We start from the raw sequence: 16,867 nt of genomic DNA, 5'->3' as shown, positions 1-16,867 counted from the left end.
GTCCCAGCACGGCAGCTGGACGGACATGTCAGATGCTTTCGCGTCTAGGCGGAGGAACGGGTTCGGTCAACGATATTGGAACCTGCCGCAGCGGCGCCGGGGTTTGCGCCCCTGTGGCCGCCGTGTCATGACGCGCGGACCGGGCGACGGGGGAGGTCGGATGCGCGAAGCCGAACTGGTGACTTTCGGAGGCGGCGGCATCGACCGGGCGGCGCATCTGCGCGGCGCGGCGGCGGAACCGGCCGAGCGGGACGGGGCGCACGTCCTCGCGATCTGGCGCGGCAAGCCTCTGACGGCCGATGATGCGCTGGCGTGGCTGCCGGTCGGCCACCCTGTCCTCGAGGGCGGGGACGAGGAGGTGTTCCTGGGCCTGGACGACGGGCGCCCGTGTTACGCGCGCGCCATCGACGGCTGGGAGCCGGCGGAGCTGCCGCCGAGCCTCGGCGCGTTCTCCGACCCTTCGGAGCAGACGCATCCGGCGCTGACGGGTGGCGAGGTCTTCGCCGAGCTGAGGGCGCGGATGACGCGCCTCTCGCCGCGCGAGGCGGAGCTTGCGGCCACCGCGAAGGCGCTGCTCGGCTGGCATGCGACGCATCGCTTCTGCGCCCGCTGCGGCGGCGCGAGCCAGGCTGCCGACGCCGGCTGGACGCGGCTCTGCGATGAATGCGGCGCGCGTCATTTCCCCCGGACTGACCCGGTCGTCATCATGCTGGTGACGCACGGCAACAGCGTGCTCCTCGGCCGCTCGCCCGGCTGGCCGGAGCGGATGTTCTCGCTGCTCGCGGGCTTCGTGGAGCCCGGCGAGACGCTGGAGGCAGCGGTGCGGCGCGAGACCTTCGAGGAGACGGGCGTGCGGGTCGGGCGCGTCGGCTACCTGGCGTCGCAGCCCTGGCCGTTTCCGAGCTCGCTAATGATCGGCTGCCGCGGCGAGGCGGAGGGGCGCGAGATCCGGCTCGACCCGAACGAGCTCGAGGATGCGCGCTGGCTCACGCGCGAGGAGCTGATGGACGTCCTTGCCGGGACCAGCGACGCCGTCCTGCCCGCACGGCCGGGCGCGATCGCCCGCTTCCTGCTGGAAGCCTGGCTCGCCGACCGGCTGGACTGAGGTGCGGTTCGAGGCGGAGGCCGAAGTCGCGCGGCCGGTCGAGGCGGTCTGGGGCGAGGTGTCGGACTTCGGCCGCTGGGAGTGGCTGGCGCGGGACCGGGGCGCGCGACTGGAGCGGGCCGACAATCTCGACCGGCCCGGCGCGGGCATGACCTGGCGTGGCGCCGTCGACCTCGCCGGCAAGGAACGGACGTTCGAGGTCTTGGTTGACCGCCACGATCCGCCGCACCTGCTGGGGGGCGTCGTGCGAGTCGGCGGCGCGACCGGCACGGCGACGGTGCGGCTCGAGCCGCTGGGGCCGGGCCGGACGCGTCTCGAGGCGGTGGTGGATCTGACGGCGGAGGGGCTGTCGGGGCGGCTCTTGATCCAGTCGCTGCGGCTGATCCGGGGGCAGATCGACACACGCGTGGAGCGGCGGATGCAGGCCTTCGCGCGCGAGGTCGAGGAGCGGACGGCCTAGCGCCGCCGCGGGTCGGCGGGGTAGACCCCGAGCAACGTGACGTTGGTGCTGAAGTAGGCCAGCTCCTCGAGCGCGAGCTGCACGTTGCGGTCGTCGGGATGGCCCTCGATGTCGGCGTAAAACTGCGTCGCGCTGAAGCTGCCGTCGATCATGTAGCTCTCGAGCTTGGTCATGTTGACGCCGTTCGTCGCGAAGCCGCCCATCGCCTTGTAGAGCGCGGCCGGGATGTTTCGCACGCGAAACACGAACGAGGTCATCATGCCGGCCTTGCCGCGGCGGGCGTAGTCGGGCTCGCGCGCCATCAGTAGAAAACGCGTGGTGTTGTGCGCCTGGTCCTCGATGTGCCGGGCGAGGATGTCGAGGCCGTAGACCTCGGCCGCAAGATCGGAGGCGAGCGCGGCCACCGAAGGATCGCCCGCCTCGGCCACCTCGCGTGCGGCGCGGGCGTTGTCGGAGGTCACGACGCCCTCGATCCCGTGCTCGCGCAGGAACTCGCCGCATTGCGGCAGCAGCACCACGTGGCAGAGCGCGCGCCGCACGTCGTGCAGCCGCGCGCCGTGGACTCCCAGAAGGTTGATGTGCACGCGCACGAAGGACTCAGCCACGATGTGCAGGCCGCTTGCCGGCAGCAGGCGGTGGATGTCGGCGACGCGGCCGTAGGTCGTGTTCTCGACCGGCAGCATCGCAAGCTCGGCGTCGCCCTTTCGCACGGACTCGATGGCGTCCTCGAAGGTGCGGCAGGGGAGTGGCTCCATGTCGGGCCGCGTCTCCCTGCACGCCTGGTGCGAGTAAGCCCCGAGCTCGCCCTGAAAGGCGATGCGTCCCCTCATCTTCCCCCCATTTCGCGCCCTGCGCACTTGGTCGCGGCTCATATCGCTTGAACCCCCACGAGGGAAGCGGCTACTAAGCCCGCGGAAACTGGGCTGGACGGAACCGCGACATGTTCGACACAATGACTGGGGTAAAGATCGTCGGCGGATTCTGCGGCGCCCTCCTGGTCTTCCTCATGGGAAGCTGGGCGGCCGAATCAATCTACCACGTCGGCACCCCCGTCCACGACGGCGAGGAAATCCATCAGGCCTACGTGATCGAGGTCGAAGACGCAGACGAGGGCGGCGGCGAGCCGGTCGAGGAAGTGGCCTTCGCCGAGGTCTTTGCGGCCGCGGATGCGGCTGCGGGAGAGGGATTGTGGCGGCAGTGCTCGGCGTGCCACCGGCTCGAGGACGGGGCGAACGCGACGGGGCCGCACCTCTATGGCGTTGTGGAGCGTCCGGTCGCGACCGTTGCCGACTACGCCTATTCCGCTACCCTCGCGGAGCTTGGAGGCAGCGGCCTGGCGTGGACGCCGGAGGAGCTGAACGGCTTTCTCGCGAACCCCTCCGAGTACGCGCCGGGAACGAAGATGACGTATCGCGGCCTGTCCGACGTCGAGGACCGCGCCGACCTCATTGCCTATCTCGGGAGCATCGGCAGCTGATCGCGGCACATCTGGTGGCCGATGACGCGGGACTCACCGGAACTTGAGAGCCAGAAGCTTGTGAAAGAGACCGCCGCGCAACTAGCCTGACCCGATCCGAAAAGCCTGGGAGGGAAGGACAATGCCGCTGCACCGCGTCACGTTCGCCGCGAGGTCGACGTTTTGGGCCGCAACGCTGGCGTTTGCCGGGGCAGCAGCCGCGCAGGACGCGCCCGACGGGCAGGAGACAATCGTCTCCCACGGTATCTCGACCTTCGGCGACTTGAAGTATCCGGCGGACTTCGAGCATCTCGACTACGTCAATCCGGATGCGCCTAAGGGCGGTGAGATGTCGCTCTGGTGGTCCGGCACGTTCGACAGCATGAACCCCTATACGCGCAAGGGGCGCGCCGGGTACCTCTCCTCGATCTTCTTCGAGTCGATGCTGACGACGGTCGCGGACGAGATCGGCTCGTCCTACTGCCTGCTCTGCAAGACGATCGAATATCCCGAGGGCCGCGAGTGGGTGATCTTCACCCTGCGCGACGACGTCACCTTCGCGGACGGCACGCCGCTGACGGCCGAGGATGTGCTCTTCACCTACGAGCTGTTCCTCGAGGAGGGGCTGCCATCCTACCGCGCCGTTCTCGGCCAGCAGGTCGAGAGCGCCGAGGTGCTGGACGAGCGGCGGATCCGGTTCGACTTCCGCGAGGAGGGCCCGAAGCGCGACGTGATCGAGGGCGTGGGCGGACTGCCGATCATGTCGAAGGCATGGTTCGAGGCCAACGAGGCGGGGCTCGACGAGAGCCGGCTGGAGCCGGCGGTGGGTTCGGGACCCTACATGCTCGACCGCTACGACATCAACCAGCGCATCGTCTATCGCCGCAACCCGGACTACTGGGGCGCGGACCACCCCCTGAACGTGGGGCGCAACAACTTCGACACGATCCGCGTGGAGTATTTCGGCGACTCGAACGCGGCCTTCGAGGGGTTCAAGGCCGGCGCCTACACCTTCCGCAACGAGAACTCGTCCAAGACCTGGGCGACGGGCTACGACTTCCCTGCGGTGCAGGACGGCACCGTGGCCAAGGTCGAGCTGCCCGACGAGACCATCGCCACGGGCCAGTCCTTCGCCATCAACCTGCGCCGGCCGCAGTTCCAGGACCCGCGCGTGCGCGAGGCGCTGGGGCTGATGTTCAACTTCGAGTGGACGAACGAGACGCTGTTCTACGGCCTCTACGACCGCATCGGCTCGTTCTGGGAGAACAGCGAGCTGGCCGCCGATGGGGTGCCGTCCGAGGGCGAGCTCGCGCTCCTGCAGCCGCTGGTCGACGAGGGGCTGCTCGACGCCAGCATCCTGACGGAGCCCGCCGTGGTGCCGCCGGAGAGCGACCCGGACCGGCAGCTCGACCGCGGCAACCTGCGCCGCGCCTCGCGCCTGCTCGACGAGGCGGGCTGGGAGGTCGGCAACGACGGGATGCGCCGCAAGGACGGCCAGGTGCTGAGCGTCGAGATCCTCGACGACAGCCCGACCTTCGACCGGGTCATCAACCCCTACGTGCAGAACCTCAAGGCGCTGGGCGTGGACGCCAGCTACAGCCGGATCGACCCTGCGCAGTACACCGACCGCACGCGCAACTTCGACTTCGACATGACGACGGACCAGTTCCCGATGGCTTACGAGCCCGGAGCGGGCCTGAAGCAGTACTTCGGGACCGACGGGCTGGGCGACGTATTCAACTCGGCTGGCGTAAGCGACCCGGCGATCGACCGGCTGATCGACGTCGTGATGGCGGCCGCGGAGCGCGAGGAGATGGTCACTGCCGTCAAGGCGCTGGACCGCGTGCTCCGGGCCAAGCGGTTCTGGGTGCCGCAATGGTACAACGACAGCTACTTCGTGGCCTACTACGACATCTATGAGCACCCCGACCCGCTGCCGCCCTTTTCGCTGGGCTTCCTCGACCTCTGGTGGGTCGATCCCGAGAAGGAGGCCGCGCTGAAGGCGAAGGGCGCGCTCTAATCTCATGGGCGCCTACATCCTCCGACGGCTGCTGCTGGTGATCCCGACGCTGTTCGGGATCATGGTGATCAACTTCGTGCTGACGCAGTTCGTCCCCGGCGGCCCGGTCGAGCAGATCCTGGCGCAGCTCGAGGGCTCGGGCGACGTGTTCGAAGGCATCGCCGGCGGCGGCTCCGAGACCTTGCAGTCGCAGACGGGCGAGGGCTATGCCGGCGCACGCGGCCTACCGCCCGAATTCATCGCCGAGCTTGAGGCGCAGTTCGGCTTCGACCGGCCGCCGCTCGAGCGCTTCCTGTCGATGATGTGGGACTACATGCGCCTCGACTTCGGCGAGAGCTACTTCCGCTCGATCGGCGTGCTCGAACTCGTCTGGGAGAAGATGCCGGTGTCGATCTCGCTCGGCCTTTGGTCGACGCTGATCGCCTATATCATCTCTATCCCGCTTGGCATCCGCAAGGCGGTGAAGGACGGCTCGACCTTCGACACCTGGACCTCGGCGCTGATCATCGTCGCCTACGCGATCCCCGGCTTCCTCTTCGCGATCCTGCTGCTGGTCCTGTTCGCCGGCGGGTCCTACTGGCAGATCTTCCCGCTGCGCGGGCTCGTCAGCGACAACTGGGAGCAGTTGAGCCTGATCGGGAAGGTGGCGGACTATTTCTGGCACATCGCGCTTCCCGTGATCGCGCTGACGATCTCGGCCTTTGCGACGCTGACGCTGCTGACCAAGAACTCGTTCCTCGACGAGATCCGCAAGCAGTACGTCGTGACGGCGCGGGCGAAGGGGCTGAAGGAGAGCCGGGTGCTCTACGGCCATGTCTTCCGCAACGCGATGCTGATCGTCATCGCGGGCTTTCCGTCCGTCTTCATCGGCGTGTTCTTCTCCGGCAGCCTCATCATCGAGACGATCTTCTCGCTCGACGGGCTGGGCCGCCTCGGCTTCGAGGCGGCGGTGGCGCGCGACTACCCGGTGATCTTCGGGACGCTGTTCTTCTTCGGCCTCATCGGCCTCGTGGTCGGCATCCTCAGCGACCTCATGTACGTCTTCGTCGATCCGCGCATCGACTTCGAGTCGAGGGAGACCTGATGGTCACGCTCGAGGAAGCCCAGCGCCTGCCGACGCCGCGCGCGAAGCGGATCGCGCTCAGCCCGCTGAACGAGCGGCGCTGGCGCAACTTCCGCCGCAACGGGCGGGCGTTCTGGTCGCTGATCATCTTCACGGTGCTGTTCGGCCTGTCGCTCTGCGCCGAGTTCATCGCCAACGACAATCCAATACTGGTGAGCTACCGCGGCGAACTTTTCACGCCGGTCTTCAACTTCTACCCCGAGACCGCGTTCGGCGGGGATTTCCAGACAGAGGCGGTCTATTCGGACATCGAGGTGCAGTGCCTGATCGTCTCCGGCGGCCTCGTCGAGTGCTTCGACGAGCCGGAGGAGATCATCGCCGATGCGGACGACAGCGTGGTCGCGGGCGAGCCGATCGAAAAGGGATGGATGCTCTGGCCGCCGATCCCCTACAGCTACGACACCATCAACGACATCGAGGGCACCGCGCCATCCGCGCCCAACGCCAAGCACTGGCTGGGCACGGACGACACTGCGCGCGACGTGGTAGCGCGGGTGATCTACGGCTTCCGACTGTCGATCCTTTTCACGCTGATCGTGACGACGATCGCATCGATCATCGGCATCGTGGCGGGGGCGGTGCAGGGCTTCTTCGGCGGCTGGGTGGACCTGACGTTCCAGCGGATCATCGAGATCTGGGTCTCGACGCCGCAGCTCTACATCATCATCATCCTCTTCGCGATCCTGGGGCGAAGTTTCTGGCTGCTGGTGTTCCTGACCGCGCTGTTCGGATGGCCGGCGCTGGTGGGCGTCGTGCGGGCGGAGTTCCTGCGGGCGCGGAACTTCGAGTACGTGCGGGCGGCGCGGGCGCTCGGCGTCTCGAACACCACGATCATGTTCCGCCACATGCTGCCGAACGCGATGGTGGCGACGCTGACCATGCTGCCCTTCATCATCACCGGGACGATCAGCACGCTGGCGGGTCTCGACTTCCTGGGCTTCGGCCTTCCGTCCTCGGCGCCCAGCTTGGGCGAGCTGACGCTGCAGGCCAAGCAGAACCTGCAGGCGCCGTGGCTCGGCTTCACCGCGTTCTTCACCTTCGCGATCATGCTCTCGCTGCTGGTCTTCATCTTCGAGGGGATCCGCGACGCCTTCGACCCGCGGAAGACCTTCGCGTGAGCGCGGTCCTGACGGTCAGGGACCTGTCTGTCGCCTTTCGGCAGGACGCGGTCGAGACGCAGGCGGTGCGCGGCGTCTCGTTCGAGGTGGCGCGGGGCGAGACGGTGGCGCTGGTGGGCGAGTCGGGCTCGGGCAAGTCGGTGACGGCGCTCTCGACGGTCTCGCTGCTGGCCGACAGCGCGCGCGTGTCGGGCTCGATCCACTACAACGGCGAGGAGATGGTCGGCGCGGACGAGGCCAAGCTCCGCCGGATCCGCGGCAACGACATCAGCTTCATCTTTCAGGAGCCGATGACATCGCTCAATCCGCTGCACACGCTGGAGAAGCAGCTGGCCGAAAGCCTCGCGCTGCACCAGGGGCTGACGGGCAAGGCGGCGCGGGAGCGGATACTGCAGCTGCTCGACAAGGTCGGCATTCAGGATCCGGAGAGCCGGCTCGGTGCCTACCCGCACCAGCTCTCGGGCGGGCAGCGGCAGCGGGTCATGATCGCGATGGCGCTGGCGAACGGGCCCGACCTGCTGATCGCCGACGAGCCGACCACGGCGCTCGACGTCACCATCCAGGCGCAGATCCTCGAGCTGCTGGCGGAGCTGAAGCGCGACGCTGGGCTCTCGATGCTCTTCATCACCCACGACCTCGGCATCGTGCGCCGCATCGCCGACCGGGTCTGCGTGATGAAGGACGGCGAGATCGTCGAGCACGGCCCGACGGCGGAGATCTTCGCGAACCCGCGCCATCCCTACACGCAGATGCTGCTCTCGGCCGAGTCGACCGGACTTCCGGACCCGGTGCCGGAGGGCGCCGAGGAGGTGGTGGCGACGAACGACCTCAGGATCTGGTTCCCCATCCAGCGCGGCCTGCTCAAGCGGACCGTCGGCCACGTCAAGGCGGTGAACGCCGCGACCGTCTCCGTCCGGCGCGGCGAGACGGTGGGGATCGTGGGCGAGAGCGGGTCGGGCAAGACGACGCTGGCGCTGGCGATCATGCGGCTGATCTCGTCCGAGGGGCCCGTGGTGTTCATGGGCCGCGACATCCAGGGCTGGCGCTCGCGCCAGCTCCGGCCCCTCCGGGCGGACATGCAGATCGTGTTCCAGGATCCCTACGGCAGCCTCAGCCCGCGGATGACCGTCGAGGAGATCATCGCCGAGGGCCTGAGCGTGCACCGGCGCGGGTCGGGCGACGAGCGGCGCCATCTCGTGGCCGATATCATGTCCGAGGTAGGTCTCGATCCCGACACGATGCACCGTTACCCGCACGAGTTCTCCGGCGGCCAGCGGCAGCGCATCGCGATCGCCCGGGCCATGATCCTGCGGCCGAAGCTCGTCGTGCTGGACGAGCCGACGAGCGCGCTCGACATGACGGTGCAGGTGCAGATCGTGGAGCTCCTGCGGGAATTGCAGCGCAAGTACGGGCTCGCCTACCTCTTCATCAGCCACGACCTGAAGGTGGTGCGGGCGCTGAGCCACAAGGTCATCGTGATGAAGCGCGGTGACGTGGTGGAGGCGGGCGACGCCCATGAAGTTTTCGAGGCGCCGCGGACGGACTACACGCGCGAGTTGATGGCGGCCGCATTCGGCGACTTGGGCAGCGGCGGCCCGGCGGGCGCCGCCGGAGTCATCTGTTAGGTCGAGTCCGCTCCGGCGCCGGAACCTTTCCCGGCCCACCGGGTCCATTCGTGCGCGGTGCTGTGATGCCGTTCATTCAGCGGATGTCCTGTCGTGAAGACGTTCCTGCTTGCCGCAGCCTTGGTCCTCGCCGGGCCAGCGGGCGCGGCCGTGCACGAGATATGATACACGAGCCTCGGCGGTGTGATCTTCTCGGCGAGGTTGAGCGGTGACCTGCAGGGTGACGGCGACACGATTCGGGTCACCGGCGTGGGCGCCACCAGATCCGGCGGCGTTCCGAGACCGGCTGACCTTCGTCGAGAGCATCCTCGGCCTCGGCGCCGGCGAGGATCTGCGGGAGCCGGTCGTCACCTGTCCGGAGGCGATATGGATCTCGTGGCCTCCACTTCTCCGGGCTGCGCTGGCGAAGGGTTCATCTTCAACTTCGCCGGTCTGATCGGCGGAGGCGCGGACGTGGTGTCGAGGCGGGCCGTCGGCGGGCTGAACGAGACCTTCGATCCGGCGCGATACGGGATCGCCACGCTGCCCGAGGTGATCGTCTGCCGGCGAGGGCTGGGCGCTGGCGGCCTGGCGGCGGTTCCGGCGCCCTTAGAATCGACAGGGGCGCGACCCGCCGGGCCGCGCCCCTTGATCGTCAGGTATCCTGTCTAGCTCGGTCCGATCGGCGTGCAGTCGAGCTGGCGGGCGGCGAGGCGATTGCAGGCGAGCTCGGCGCGGCCCTGCGTCATGCCGACGAAGTTGGCATCGAAGCCGGTCGGCTGGCGGACGACCTTGCGCAGCGCCTCGTCGAGCGTCTCAACCTCGTTAAGCGCCGTTTGCAGCAAAATTCGCTCGGCCTCGTAGCGCGAGCCGTAGCGGCCGATGTTGATGCCCCAGTGACGGCCGCCGGAGGTCGAAAGACGGGCCACGATCTGCGGCTGTGGCGCGACCGAGGCGACCTCGACCGACTGCTCCGGGCGCGGCGCCGGGCGCAGCGAGGAGGCGAAGGCGACGGCGCCTGCCGGATCGTCCGCGGGCGCGCTCCCGATCGCTTCGGCGAGGGCGGCGCGGATCTCGTCGTCGGCCTCGACCTCGGCCGGAGCGACGGCCTGCGCGTCGGCGAGCGCCAAAGCCGTGGGCGAGTCCGCCGCCGCGGCGCCCTGCGCCTCCGGCTCCGCCGCGGTGGTGTCAACGGCAAGCGCGATGGCGACGGCTTCCGCCGCCTCCTCCACGGTCGCCGGCCCGCCCGTGGTCGTGGCGTCGTCCGTGTCGAGGGCTGCCGTCACGGCGCCCTCGATCAGCGGCGCGGCCGCCTCGCCCAGCGCCTCAGCCACGGCGGCCGTGGTCTCGATTGGCCGGCTGACAGTCTCGGCCAAGGCAAGCGCGACGTGGCGCGGGTTGCTCGGGGGCCTGAGGCTGGTGGCGACGGCGAGCGCGTTGCGCGCGGCGTGGGTCGGCTCCTGTACGTCGAAGTTGACCGCGGGCGGGCGGACGACTGCCACGTGCGTGGCCGCGCGGGAAAAGCCCATGTCGAGCAGCTCGGCGACGCGCTTGTTGCGGGCGGCCGTGGAGCTGCCGCCGAACATCGTGGCGATAATGCGTTCGGTGCCGCGCTCGGCCGACGCGACGAGGTTGAAGCCCGCGGCGCGGGTGTAGCCGGTCTTGATCCCGTCAGCACCGCGATAGGCGGCGAGGAAGCGGCGGTTGGTGTTGTAGACCTCGGTTCCGCCGGCGTTGGTCGCCCGCCGCGAGAAGAGGTTGTAGTACTGCGGGTGGTCGAAGAAGAGCCGCCGGCCGAGCGTCGTCATGTCGCGCGCCGTCGAGAGATGCCCGTTCTCGGTCAGGCCGTGCGCGTTCTTGAAGCTGGTGCGACTCATCCCGAGGGCGCGGGCGGTGCGGTTCATCCGGCGGGCGAAGGCGGCCTCGGAGCCGGCGATCGCCTCGCCGATCGCGGTGGCGGCGTCGTTCGCCGACTTCACCGCCGCGGCGCGGATGAGGTAGCGGAACTGGATCCGCTGTCCCGCCCTGAGGCCCAGCTTGGAGGGCGGCTCGGCCGCCGCGTTACGCGAGATCGTGACCGGCGTGTCTAGGCTGATCTCGCCGTTCTCCACAGCCTGGAACGCGATGTAGAGCGTCATCATCTTGGTCAGTGAGGCGGGATGCAGCCGCGTGTCCGCGTTGCGCGAATGCAGGACCTCGCCCGTGCGCGCGTCGATCACCATGGCCGCGTAGGGCGCGGCGACCGCTACCAGCGGCACGAACATGAAGACGAAGATCGTGAGGATCAGGAGTCCGTTTCGGGCCGGCTGCCCCAAGCGCTTCTGCACGTCGCTCACCCTTTCACTGCCTCTCGCGGCAGGGTCTGCGCCCCGTCCGCAAGATGAACCGTAGCATGAGGATGATCCTCGAAAAACCCCTTATCGCCAGCCGGTTGCGTGGTGTTCTTCATAAGTGACACGCAAAATGTGGCGTCTTCTCCGCCACTTGGCATCAAGATCGGGTGTCAAAGCGACTCAACTAGAGCGGGTAGAGCGGAGAGATCGCCAATTTCGCGGAATCGCGGACTGTCGATCGGCGCGTCGTGCCGCTCGTAGGACCAGGTAGTCTCGTGCGGGCAGTGGATGCCCCAGCCGCCGGCCTCGATGACGGGCACCACGTCCGATCGCACCGAGTTTCCGACCATCGCGACGCGCTCGGCGGCAAGGCCGTGACGGGCGAAGATGCCGCGGTAGATGTCCGGCGTCTTGTCCGAGACGATCTCGACCCCGTCGAACAGCTCACCGAGGCCCGACTGCGCCAGCTTGCGCTCCTGGTCGAGCAGGTCGCCCTTGGTGATCAGGAGGAGCGTGTGGCGGGAAGCGAGCGCCTCCACGGTCTCGCGCGCATGCGGCAGGAGCTCGATCGGGTGGCTGAGCATCTCCTGCCCTGCCTCGATCAGCTGGCGGATGACCGACGCCGGGACGCGGTCGTCGGTGACGTCGAGCGCGGTCTCGATCATCGAGAGGACGAACCCCTTCACGCCGAACCCGTACTGGCCGAGGTTGCGGCGCTCCGCCGCCTCGAGCCGGGCGCCGAGGTGGCTCGGCTCGCCATGCTCCGCGAGGAGCTCGGCAAAGCGCGCATGGGTCAGGCGAAACACCCGCTCGTTGTGCCAGAGCGTGTCGTCGGCGTCGAAGCCGATCGTCTCGATCCGGTTGGACTGATGCATCGCGCGCCCCTTTTCACGTCGTGGCCCGTTCCTATATCGTCGGCCCGGTATCCGGCCCTCGAACCTCTGATTCGGAGCATTGGCACTGTGTCATCCGCTAATCCACACGTCATGGCGGGCAAGAGTGATGACGATACGGGCGTCGTCCTCGAGACCCGGACGCGGACGCAGCGACCGCCGCTCTACAAGGTCATGCTGCTGAACGACGATTACACCCCGATGGAGTTCGTCGTCCATGTGCTGGAGCGTTTCTTCGGCATGAACCATGCGCAGGCTTTCGAGTTGATGCTGACCGTGCACAAGAAGGGTCTGGCCGTCGTCGGCGTCTTCTCGTTCGAGGTCGCCGAGACCAAGGTGGGGCAGGTGATGGACTTCGCCCGCCGCCATCAGCACCCGCTTCAGTGCACCATGGAGAAGGAATAGGGCGCCAGCCCGTCCGCCATGTCATCGCAACGCTTGTCGCTGGCCCTCGATCAGGGCGCCCTCGTGCTGCCGCCGGACGGCGCGATAGCCCTGTTCCGCCCGCCTGCCGGGACTGAGGTCGCCGAGCTGCCGAGGGACCGCCTCGAGATCGTCCACGGCTTCCGCCCCGACCATGACTGGTTCGCCGCGCGGGCCTGGCGGACGGTTGCGGAAGCAGGCGGTCCCTATGCGGCGGCCGTTGTCTTTCTGCCCCGCGCCCGGGAGCAGGCGCGCGGCATGATCGCGGAGGCGTGCCGTTTGACACAGGGCAGGGTGGCGGTCGACGGGCAGAAGACCGACGGGATCGACGGTATCCTGCGTGAAGTGAGGGCGCGCACCGAGGTGGGCGAGGTAATCTCGAAGGCTCACGGCAAGCTCTTTGCCTTCGCGTCTTCCGAGGTGTTTCGGGACTGGGAGTCGGCGCCACGCGAGGTCGAGGGGTTCGCGACAGCGCCAGGCGTGTTCTCCGCCGACGGGCCGGATCCGGGCTCTGTCGCACTTGCGGAAGTGCTGCCTGCGCTTGGCGGCGAGGTGGCGGACCTCGGTGCTGGCTGGGGCTATCTCGGCCGCGCGATCCTGCGGTCCGACAAGGTCCGGTCCCTTCACGCGGTCGAGGCCGAACATGCCGCGCTCGCCTGCGCTCGCGCCAACCTCGACGATCCGCGGGTGATCTTCCACTGGGCCGACGCGACCCGCTTCCGGCCGCCGCAGCCGCTCGACGCGGTGGTGACGAACCCGCCGTTCCACCAGGGCCGTCGGCCAGATCCGTCGATCGGGCGTGGCTTTGTCGCCGCGGCCGCCGGGATGCTGAAGCCCTCGGGCCAGTTCTGGATGGTCGCCAATCGCCATCTGCCGTATGAGACGACGCTGAACGAAGCCTTTCGCACGGTGCGGGAGGTCGCCGGCGACGGCGGGTTCAAGGTGATCCAGGCGACGCATCCCCGCCGCACGTCGCGCTGACAGAAGGCCGCCATGTCGTTTTCCATCGCAGGCAAGACCGCCGTCGTTACCGGCGCGGCGAACGGCCTCGGCCTCGCCATTGCGCGTCACTTTGCCGAAAGCGGCGCGAACGTCGTCTTCGCCGATCGCGACGAGGCGAAGCTGGAGCGCGAGCTGGGCGACATCGACAGCCGCGAGGGCAACGTCCGCTCGTTTGCGGGCGACCTGCGCGAGAAGCTGACAGTTGCCAACCTGCTCTCAGCCACGATCGACGACTTCGACCGGGTGGACATCCTGGTCAACGCCAGCCGCCAGATGGTCGCAGGCGACCCGCTCAACAGCGAGGACGACGCGATGGAGCTGCTCCTGCAGCAGAATCTCCTGACCGGCCTCAGGCTCAGCCAGATCTTCGCGCGGCGCATGATCCACCAGGCCGAGGGTGACGAGAACGACGGGCCGGCGGGGTCGATCATCAACCTTTCTTCCATCGCCGCGCGCCGGACCCAGCCCGAGCTGATGGCCTATTCCGTCAGTTCGGCGGCGATGGAGCAGCTGACGCGTTCGCTGGCCGTCGCGCTGGCGCCGCACCGCATCCGGGTCAACGCCGTCGCCTTCGGCAGCGTGATGAGCGCCTCGCTTCGGGGCGCGCTGCGCGAGGACGAGGACATCCGCGGCGAGATCATCGGCCATACGCCGCTCAGCCGGATCGCCAGCCCGTCGGAGGTGGCGGAGGTCGTGCAGTTCTTGGCGAGCGACGGATCGGGCTTCATGACCGGGCAGGTGCTGACGGTCGACGGAGGGCGGACGCTGGTCGATCCCGTGGAGGCTGCGGCCCATTAGCGGTCGACGCAGGTCCCCACGCCGCGGCTGACGAGCGCTGAGCGCCGCGCTTGCAGCTTGTCGAGCTTGCGCTGCTCGGCCTCGGGGTCGATTGCGACCGGCGTACGGCGGGGGGTGTTGTAGCCGCCGGTGCAGAAGCTGACGTTGCGCCCGCCGGAGCAGAGCGTGAGTCCGGTGCGTATGTGCCGCGGCTCCAGCTCGTAAGCATAGCCGCGCCTCAGGTTGCGCTCCGTCTCATCGATCAGGCGGCTCACCACCCGGATTTCGCGCTCGACCGCACGCTCGCACCGCTCGGCCGGCTCGGCGCAGGCGATCAGGGGAATGAGCAGCAGCAGGGTCAGTCGGTGCACGGCGCCACCTCGGTTGCCACCCGGCGAGCGTATGGTATCGCCCGAGCAGCGCAAGGGGGATCACATGAGCGAAATGTCCGAGGAAAAGGCGCAGGCGTCGGCGTGGTTTCGCCAGCTCAGGGACGACATCGTCGCGGCGTTCGAGGCGCTGGAGGACCGGCAAGCGTCCGATCGTCCGGTGGGTCGGTTCGAGGTCAGCGAGACGCGCCGCGCCTCCTCCGACGGGTCCGACGCCGGCGGCGGACTGATGAGCGTGATGCGCGGCGGGCGGGTGTTCGAGAAGGTCGGCGTCAACGTCTCGACCGTCTACGGCACGCTCGGCGAGCGGGCGCAGGCGGCGATGGCGGCGCGCAAGGGGCTGCCTGGCATGACCGAGGACCCGCGCTTCTGGGCGTCGGGCATCAGCCTCGTCGCGCACATGGAGAATCCGATGATGCCGGCGGTTCACATGAACACGCGGATGTTCTGGACGCCGCACGCCTGGTGGTTCGGCGGCGGGTCCGACCTCAACCCCTGCATCGAGTTCCCCGACGACACGGCCCACTTCCACGCCACGCTCAAGGCGGCGTGCGATCCGCACGGCACGGACCTCTACCCGCGCTTCAAGGCATGGGCGGACGAGTACTTCTACATCCCCCACCGTGGTCGCGCCCGCGGCGTCGGCGGCATCTTCTACGACGACCTGGACCGCGGCGACTGGGAGGCGGACTTCGCCTTCACCCAGGACGTGGGCCGCGCCTTCCTGCCCGCGGTCCTGCCGATCTGGAACGCCCGCCGCGAAATGGACTGGTCGGAAGAGGATCGCGACCGGCAGCTAATCCACCGCGGGCTCTATGCCGAGTACAACCTCGTCTACGACCGAGGCACCAAGTTCGGCCTCGAGACCGGTCACGACGCCAATGCCGTCCTGATGAGCCTGCCGCCGCTCGCCAAGTGGTTCTGAGGTGTTGCGGGCAGCCGTGGCAGCCGCAGACGCGGAACCTGATGCGTTGAATCCTTCTTGATCGACAGAGCCGGCGTGTCCGGCAGATTGAGAGACCGGAGGAACTGATGGCAGATCCAGGACCCGCGACCGCCCATGACGAACGTGCCCGCAGCACGCCGGGGCTGGTCCAGGACGTGATTTCCCAGATCAGCATGCTCGTGCGCAGCGAAGTCGACCTCGCCCGCGCCGAGATGCAGGAAAACGTGAACAGGGCGGCGACGGCGGTCGGACTTCTCGTCGGCGCGCTGATCCTTTTGCTGACGGCGCTGAACGTGCTCGCGGCGGCGATCGTCGCGGGCCTCGCCGAGCTCGGCCTGGGCGCCGGATGGGCGGCGCTGGTCGTGGGACTGGCTCTGGCGCTCATTGCGGTGATCATGCTGCGCAAGGGGCAGAACGACCTCAAGGCCTCCAGCCTTGCGCCGACGCGGACGGCGAAGAACCTGAAGCGTGACGCCTATGCCGTAAAGGAGGCAACCGATGGCCACTGAGCGATCCTCACGCGATATCGAGCGCGAGCTGGAAGAGGAGCGTGCGGCGCTCCAAAATACGTTGGACGAGATCCTGAACCGACTGACGTTCGAGGAAGCCTGGAACCGGGCGGGCCAGTACATGCGCTCGAACGGCGGCGACTTCGGTCAGACGCTGGGCCGCGCGATTCGCGAGAAGCCGATTGCGGTGGCGCTGATCGGCATCGGCGTGGCGTGGCTGGCGTTCGGTCCGTCGCAGGCGCGGCCGTATGCACCCGCGACGCGTCGCCTGCCGCCACCGGATGGCTACCGCGACACCGCGCGAGGTGCGGTGGACGACGGACGGGGCGGCATCGGCGATACGCGGCGCGACGCCTTCTCGGGCGCGCCGCGGTCAGGCTCGGCCCCGCCGACCCCCGCCACCGGCGCGCCCGGAGCCTCGGGACCGAGCGGGCCGATCCCCGACGTCGGCCGGCCGACTTCCGAGACTGCTCACACGGCCGGAGCGGGCACTGCGGGAAGCGTCCCCCCGCGGAGCACCACGGCCACCGGATCAGGCGCGACCTCCGCACCCGCAAGCAGCACGTCCGGCGACTCGACGTGGAAGCCGGCAGCCGGCGGAAGCGGCACTCGTGACCAGGGAACCCCCGGCGGCGGAACCACTGTCTCCTCCGACACCGGGCCACGGACGCCGGACCCGAAGAACCCCGAGCGCAAGGTCTGAACAAGG

Annotated in this window: 18 protein-coding genes; 14 read left to right on the top strand and 4 right to left on the bottom strand. The window is 68.6% G+C overall.

The annotated features are described in order from the left end of the window. Positions 1-160 precede the first annotated feature (160 nt). Positions 161-1,105 (top strand): NAD(+) diphosphatase, encoded by a 945-nt coding sequence (gene nudC, locus JM664_RS01925; protein ID WP_227418204.1) that lies wholly within the window; start codon positions 161-163, stop codon positions 1,103-1,105. 1 nt (position 1,106) lies between these two features. Then, positions 1,107-1,565 (top strand): SRPBCC family protein, encoded by a 459-nt coding sequence (locus JM664_RS01920; protein WP_227418203.1) that lies wholly within the window; start codon positions 1,107-1,109, stop codon positions 1,563-1,565. Here the strand turns inward: JM664_RS01920 and JM664_RS01915 are convergent. Further along, positions 1,562-2,395: a prephenate dehydratase gene (locus JM664_RS01915; RefSeq protein ID WP_227418202.1), complete on the bottom strand. Its 834-nt coding sequence runs from the start codon at positions 2,393-2,395 to the stop codon at positions 1,562-1,564. The two genes, JM664_RS01920 and JM664_RS01915, sit on opposite strands and share 4 nt — an antisense overlap. 110 nt (positions 2,396-2,505) lie before the next feature. Here JM664_RS01915 and JM664_RS01910 point away from each other — a divergent pair, with 110 nt between their 5' ends. From JM664_RS01910 to JM664_RS01885, 6 genes are all read left to right on the top strand, one after another. Next, entirely contained in the window at positions 2,506-3,042 is a 537-nt protein-coding gene (locus JM664_RS01910; protein WP_227418201.1) for a c-type cytochrome, read from the top strand. A gap of 121 nt (positions 3,043-3,163) precedes the next feature. Beyond that, a complete protein-coding gene (locus JM664_RS01905) occupies positions 3,164-5,041 on the top strand; it encodes an extracellular solute-binding protein (protein ID WP_227418200.1) in 1,878 nt (625 codons plus the stop codon). 4 nt (positions 5,042-5,045) lie between these two features. Beyond that, entirely contained in the window at positions 5,046-6,125 is a 1,080-nt protein-coding gene (locus JM664_RS01900; protein WP_227418199.1) for a microcin C ABC transporter permease YejB, read from the top strand. Continuing rightward, positions 6,125-7,282 carry an ABC transporter permease gene (locus JM664_RS01895; protein ID WP_227418198.1) on the top strand — a complete coding sequence of 386 codons (1,158 nt, stop codon included), beginning with the start codon at positions 6,125-6,127 and terminating at the stop codon, positions 7,280-7,282. The genes JM664_RS01900 and JM664_RS01895 overlap by 1 nt, the downstream gene beginning before the upstream one ends. Beyond that, positions 7,279-8,907 (top strand): ABC transporter ATP-binding protein, encoded by a 1,629-nt coding sequence (locus tag JM664_RS01890; protein WP_227418197.1) that lies wholly within the window; start codon positions 7,279-7,281, stop codon positions 8,905-8,907. Before JM664_RS01895 ends, JM664_RS01890 begins: the two co-directional genes overlap by 4 nt. A gap of 366 nt (positions 8,908-9,273) precedes the next feature. Next, entirely contained in the window at positions 9,274-9,558 is a 285-nt protein-coding gene (locus JM664_RS01885) for a hypothetical protein (protein ID WP_227418196.1), read from the top strand. Here JM664_RS01885 and JM664_RS01880 read toward each other — a convergent pair. Continuing rightward, on the bottom strand, positions 9,555-11,150 hold the full coding sequence (locus JM664_RS01880) for a D-alanyl-D-alanine carboxypeptidase family protein (protein WP_227418351.1): 1,596 nt from the start codon (positions 11,148-11,150) through the stop codon (positions 9,555-9,557). The two genes, JM664_RS01885 and JM664_RS01880, sit on opposite strands and share 4 nt — an antisense overlap. A 239-nt stretch (positions 11,151-11,389) precedes the next feature. After that, positions 11,390-12,094: an HAD family hydrolase gene (locus JM664_RS01875; RefSeq protein WP_227418195.1), complete on the bottom strand. Its 705-nt coding sequence runs from the start codon at positions 12,092-12,094 to the stop codon at positions 11,390-11,392. A 111-nt stretch (positions 12,095-12,205) separates the two neighbouring features. Between JM664_RS01875 and clpS the strand changes: the two genes are divergently transcribed. The 3 genes from clpS to JM664_RS01860 are packed head-to-tail and all read left to right on the top strand — an operon-like array spanning position 12,206 to position 14,335. Then, positions 12,206-12,517 carry an ATP-dependent Clp protease adapter ClpS gene (gene clpS, locus JM664_RS01870; RefSeq protein ID WP_227418194.1) on the top strand — a complete coding sequence of 104 codons (312 nt, stop codon included), beginning with the start codon at positions 12,206-12,208 and terminating at the stop codon, positions 12,515-12,517. Between the two features lie 18 nt (positions 12,518-12,535). Continuing rightward, the gene (locus JM664_RS01865; RefSeq protein ID WP_227418193.1) at positions 12,536-13,516 is read left to right on the top strand and encodes a class I SAM-dependent methyltransferase; all 981 of its coding nucleotides are present in this window, start codon (positions 12,536-12,538) and stop codon (positions 13,514-13,516) included. Positions 13,517-13,528: 12 nt separating this feature from the next. Then, the gene (locus JM664_RS01860; RefSeq protein ID WP_227418192.1) at positions 13,529-14,335 is read left to right on the top strand and encodes an SDR family NAD(P)-dependent oxidoreductase; all 807 of its coding nucleotides are present in this window, start codon (positions 13,529-13,531) and stop codon (positions 14,333-14,335) included. Here the strand turns inward: JM664_RS01860 and JM664_RS01855 are convergent. Then, complete coding sequence (locus JM664_RS01855) at positions 14,332-14,685, bottom strand: hypothetical protein (protein ID WP_227418191.1); 354 nt, start codon at positions 14,683-14,685, stop codon at positions 14,332-14,334. The genes JM664_RS01860 and JM664_RS01855 overlap by 4 nt on opposite strands. A 64-nt stretch (positions 14,686-14,749) precedes the next feature. Here JM664_RS01855 and hemF point away from each other — a divergent pair, with 64 nt between their 5' ends. The 3 genes from hemF (at position 14,750) to JM664_RS01840 (ending at position 16,861) form a co-directional block, all read left to right on the top strand. Further along, positions 14,750-15,628 (top strand): oxygen-dependent coproporphyrinogen oxidase, encoded by an 879-nt coding sequence (gene hemF / locus JM664_RS01850; protein ID WP_227418190.1) that lies wholly within the window; start codon positions 14,750-14,752, stop codon positions 15,626-15,628. Between the two features lie 107 nt (positions 15,629-15,735). Then, the gene (locus JM664_RS01845; protein ID WP_227418189.1) at positions 15,736-16,158 is read left to right on the top strand and encodes a phage holin family protein; all 423 of its coding nucleotides are present in this window, start codon (positions 15,736-15,738) and stop codon (positions 16,156-16,158) included. Then, positions 16,148-16,861 (top strand): hypothetical protein, encoded by a 714-nt coding sequence (locus JM664_RS01840; protein WP_227418188.1) that lies wholly within the window; start codon positions 16,148-16,150, stop codon positions 16,859-16,861. Before JM664_RS01845 ends, JM664_RS01840 begins: the two co-directional genes overlap by 11 nt. The last annotated feature ends 6 nt before the right edge of the window (positions 16,862-16,867 follow it).

The sequence above is a fragment of the Roseitranquillus sediminis genome (assembly GCF_016918935.1).
GTDB classification, from domain to species: domain Bacteria; phylum Pseudomonadota; class Alphaproteobacteria; order Rhodobacterales; family Rhodobacteraceae; genus Roseitranquillus; species Roseitranquillus sediminis.
This window is presented reverse-complemented; position numbering and strand designations above follow the sequence as displayed.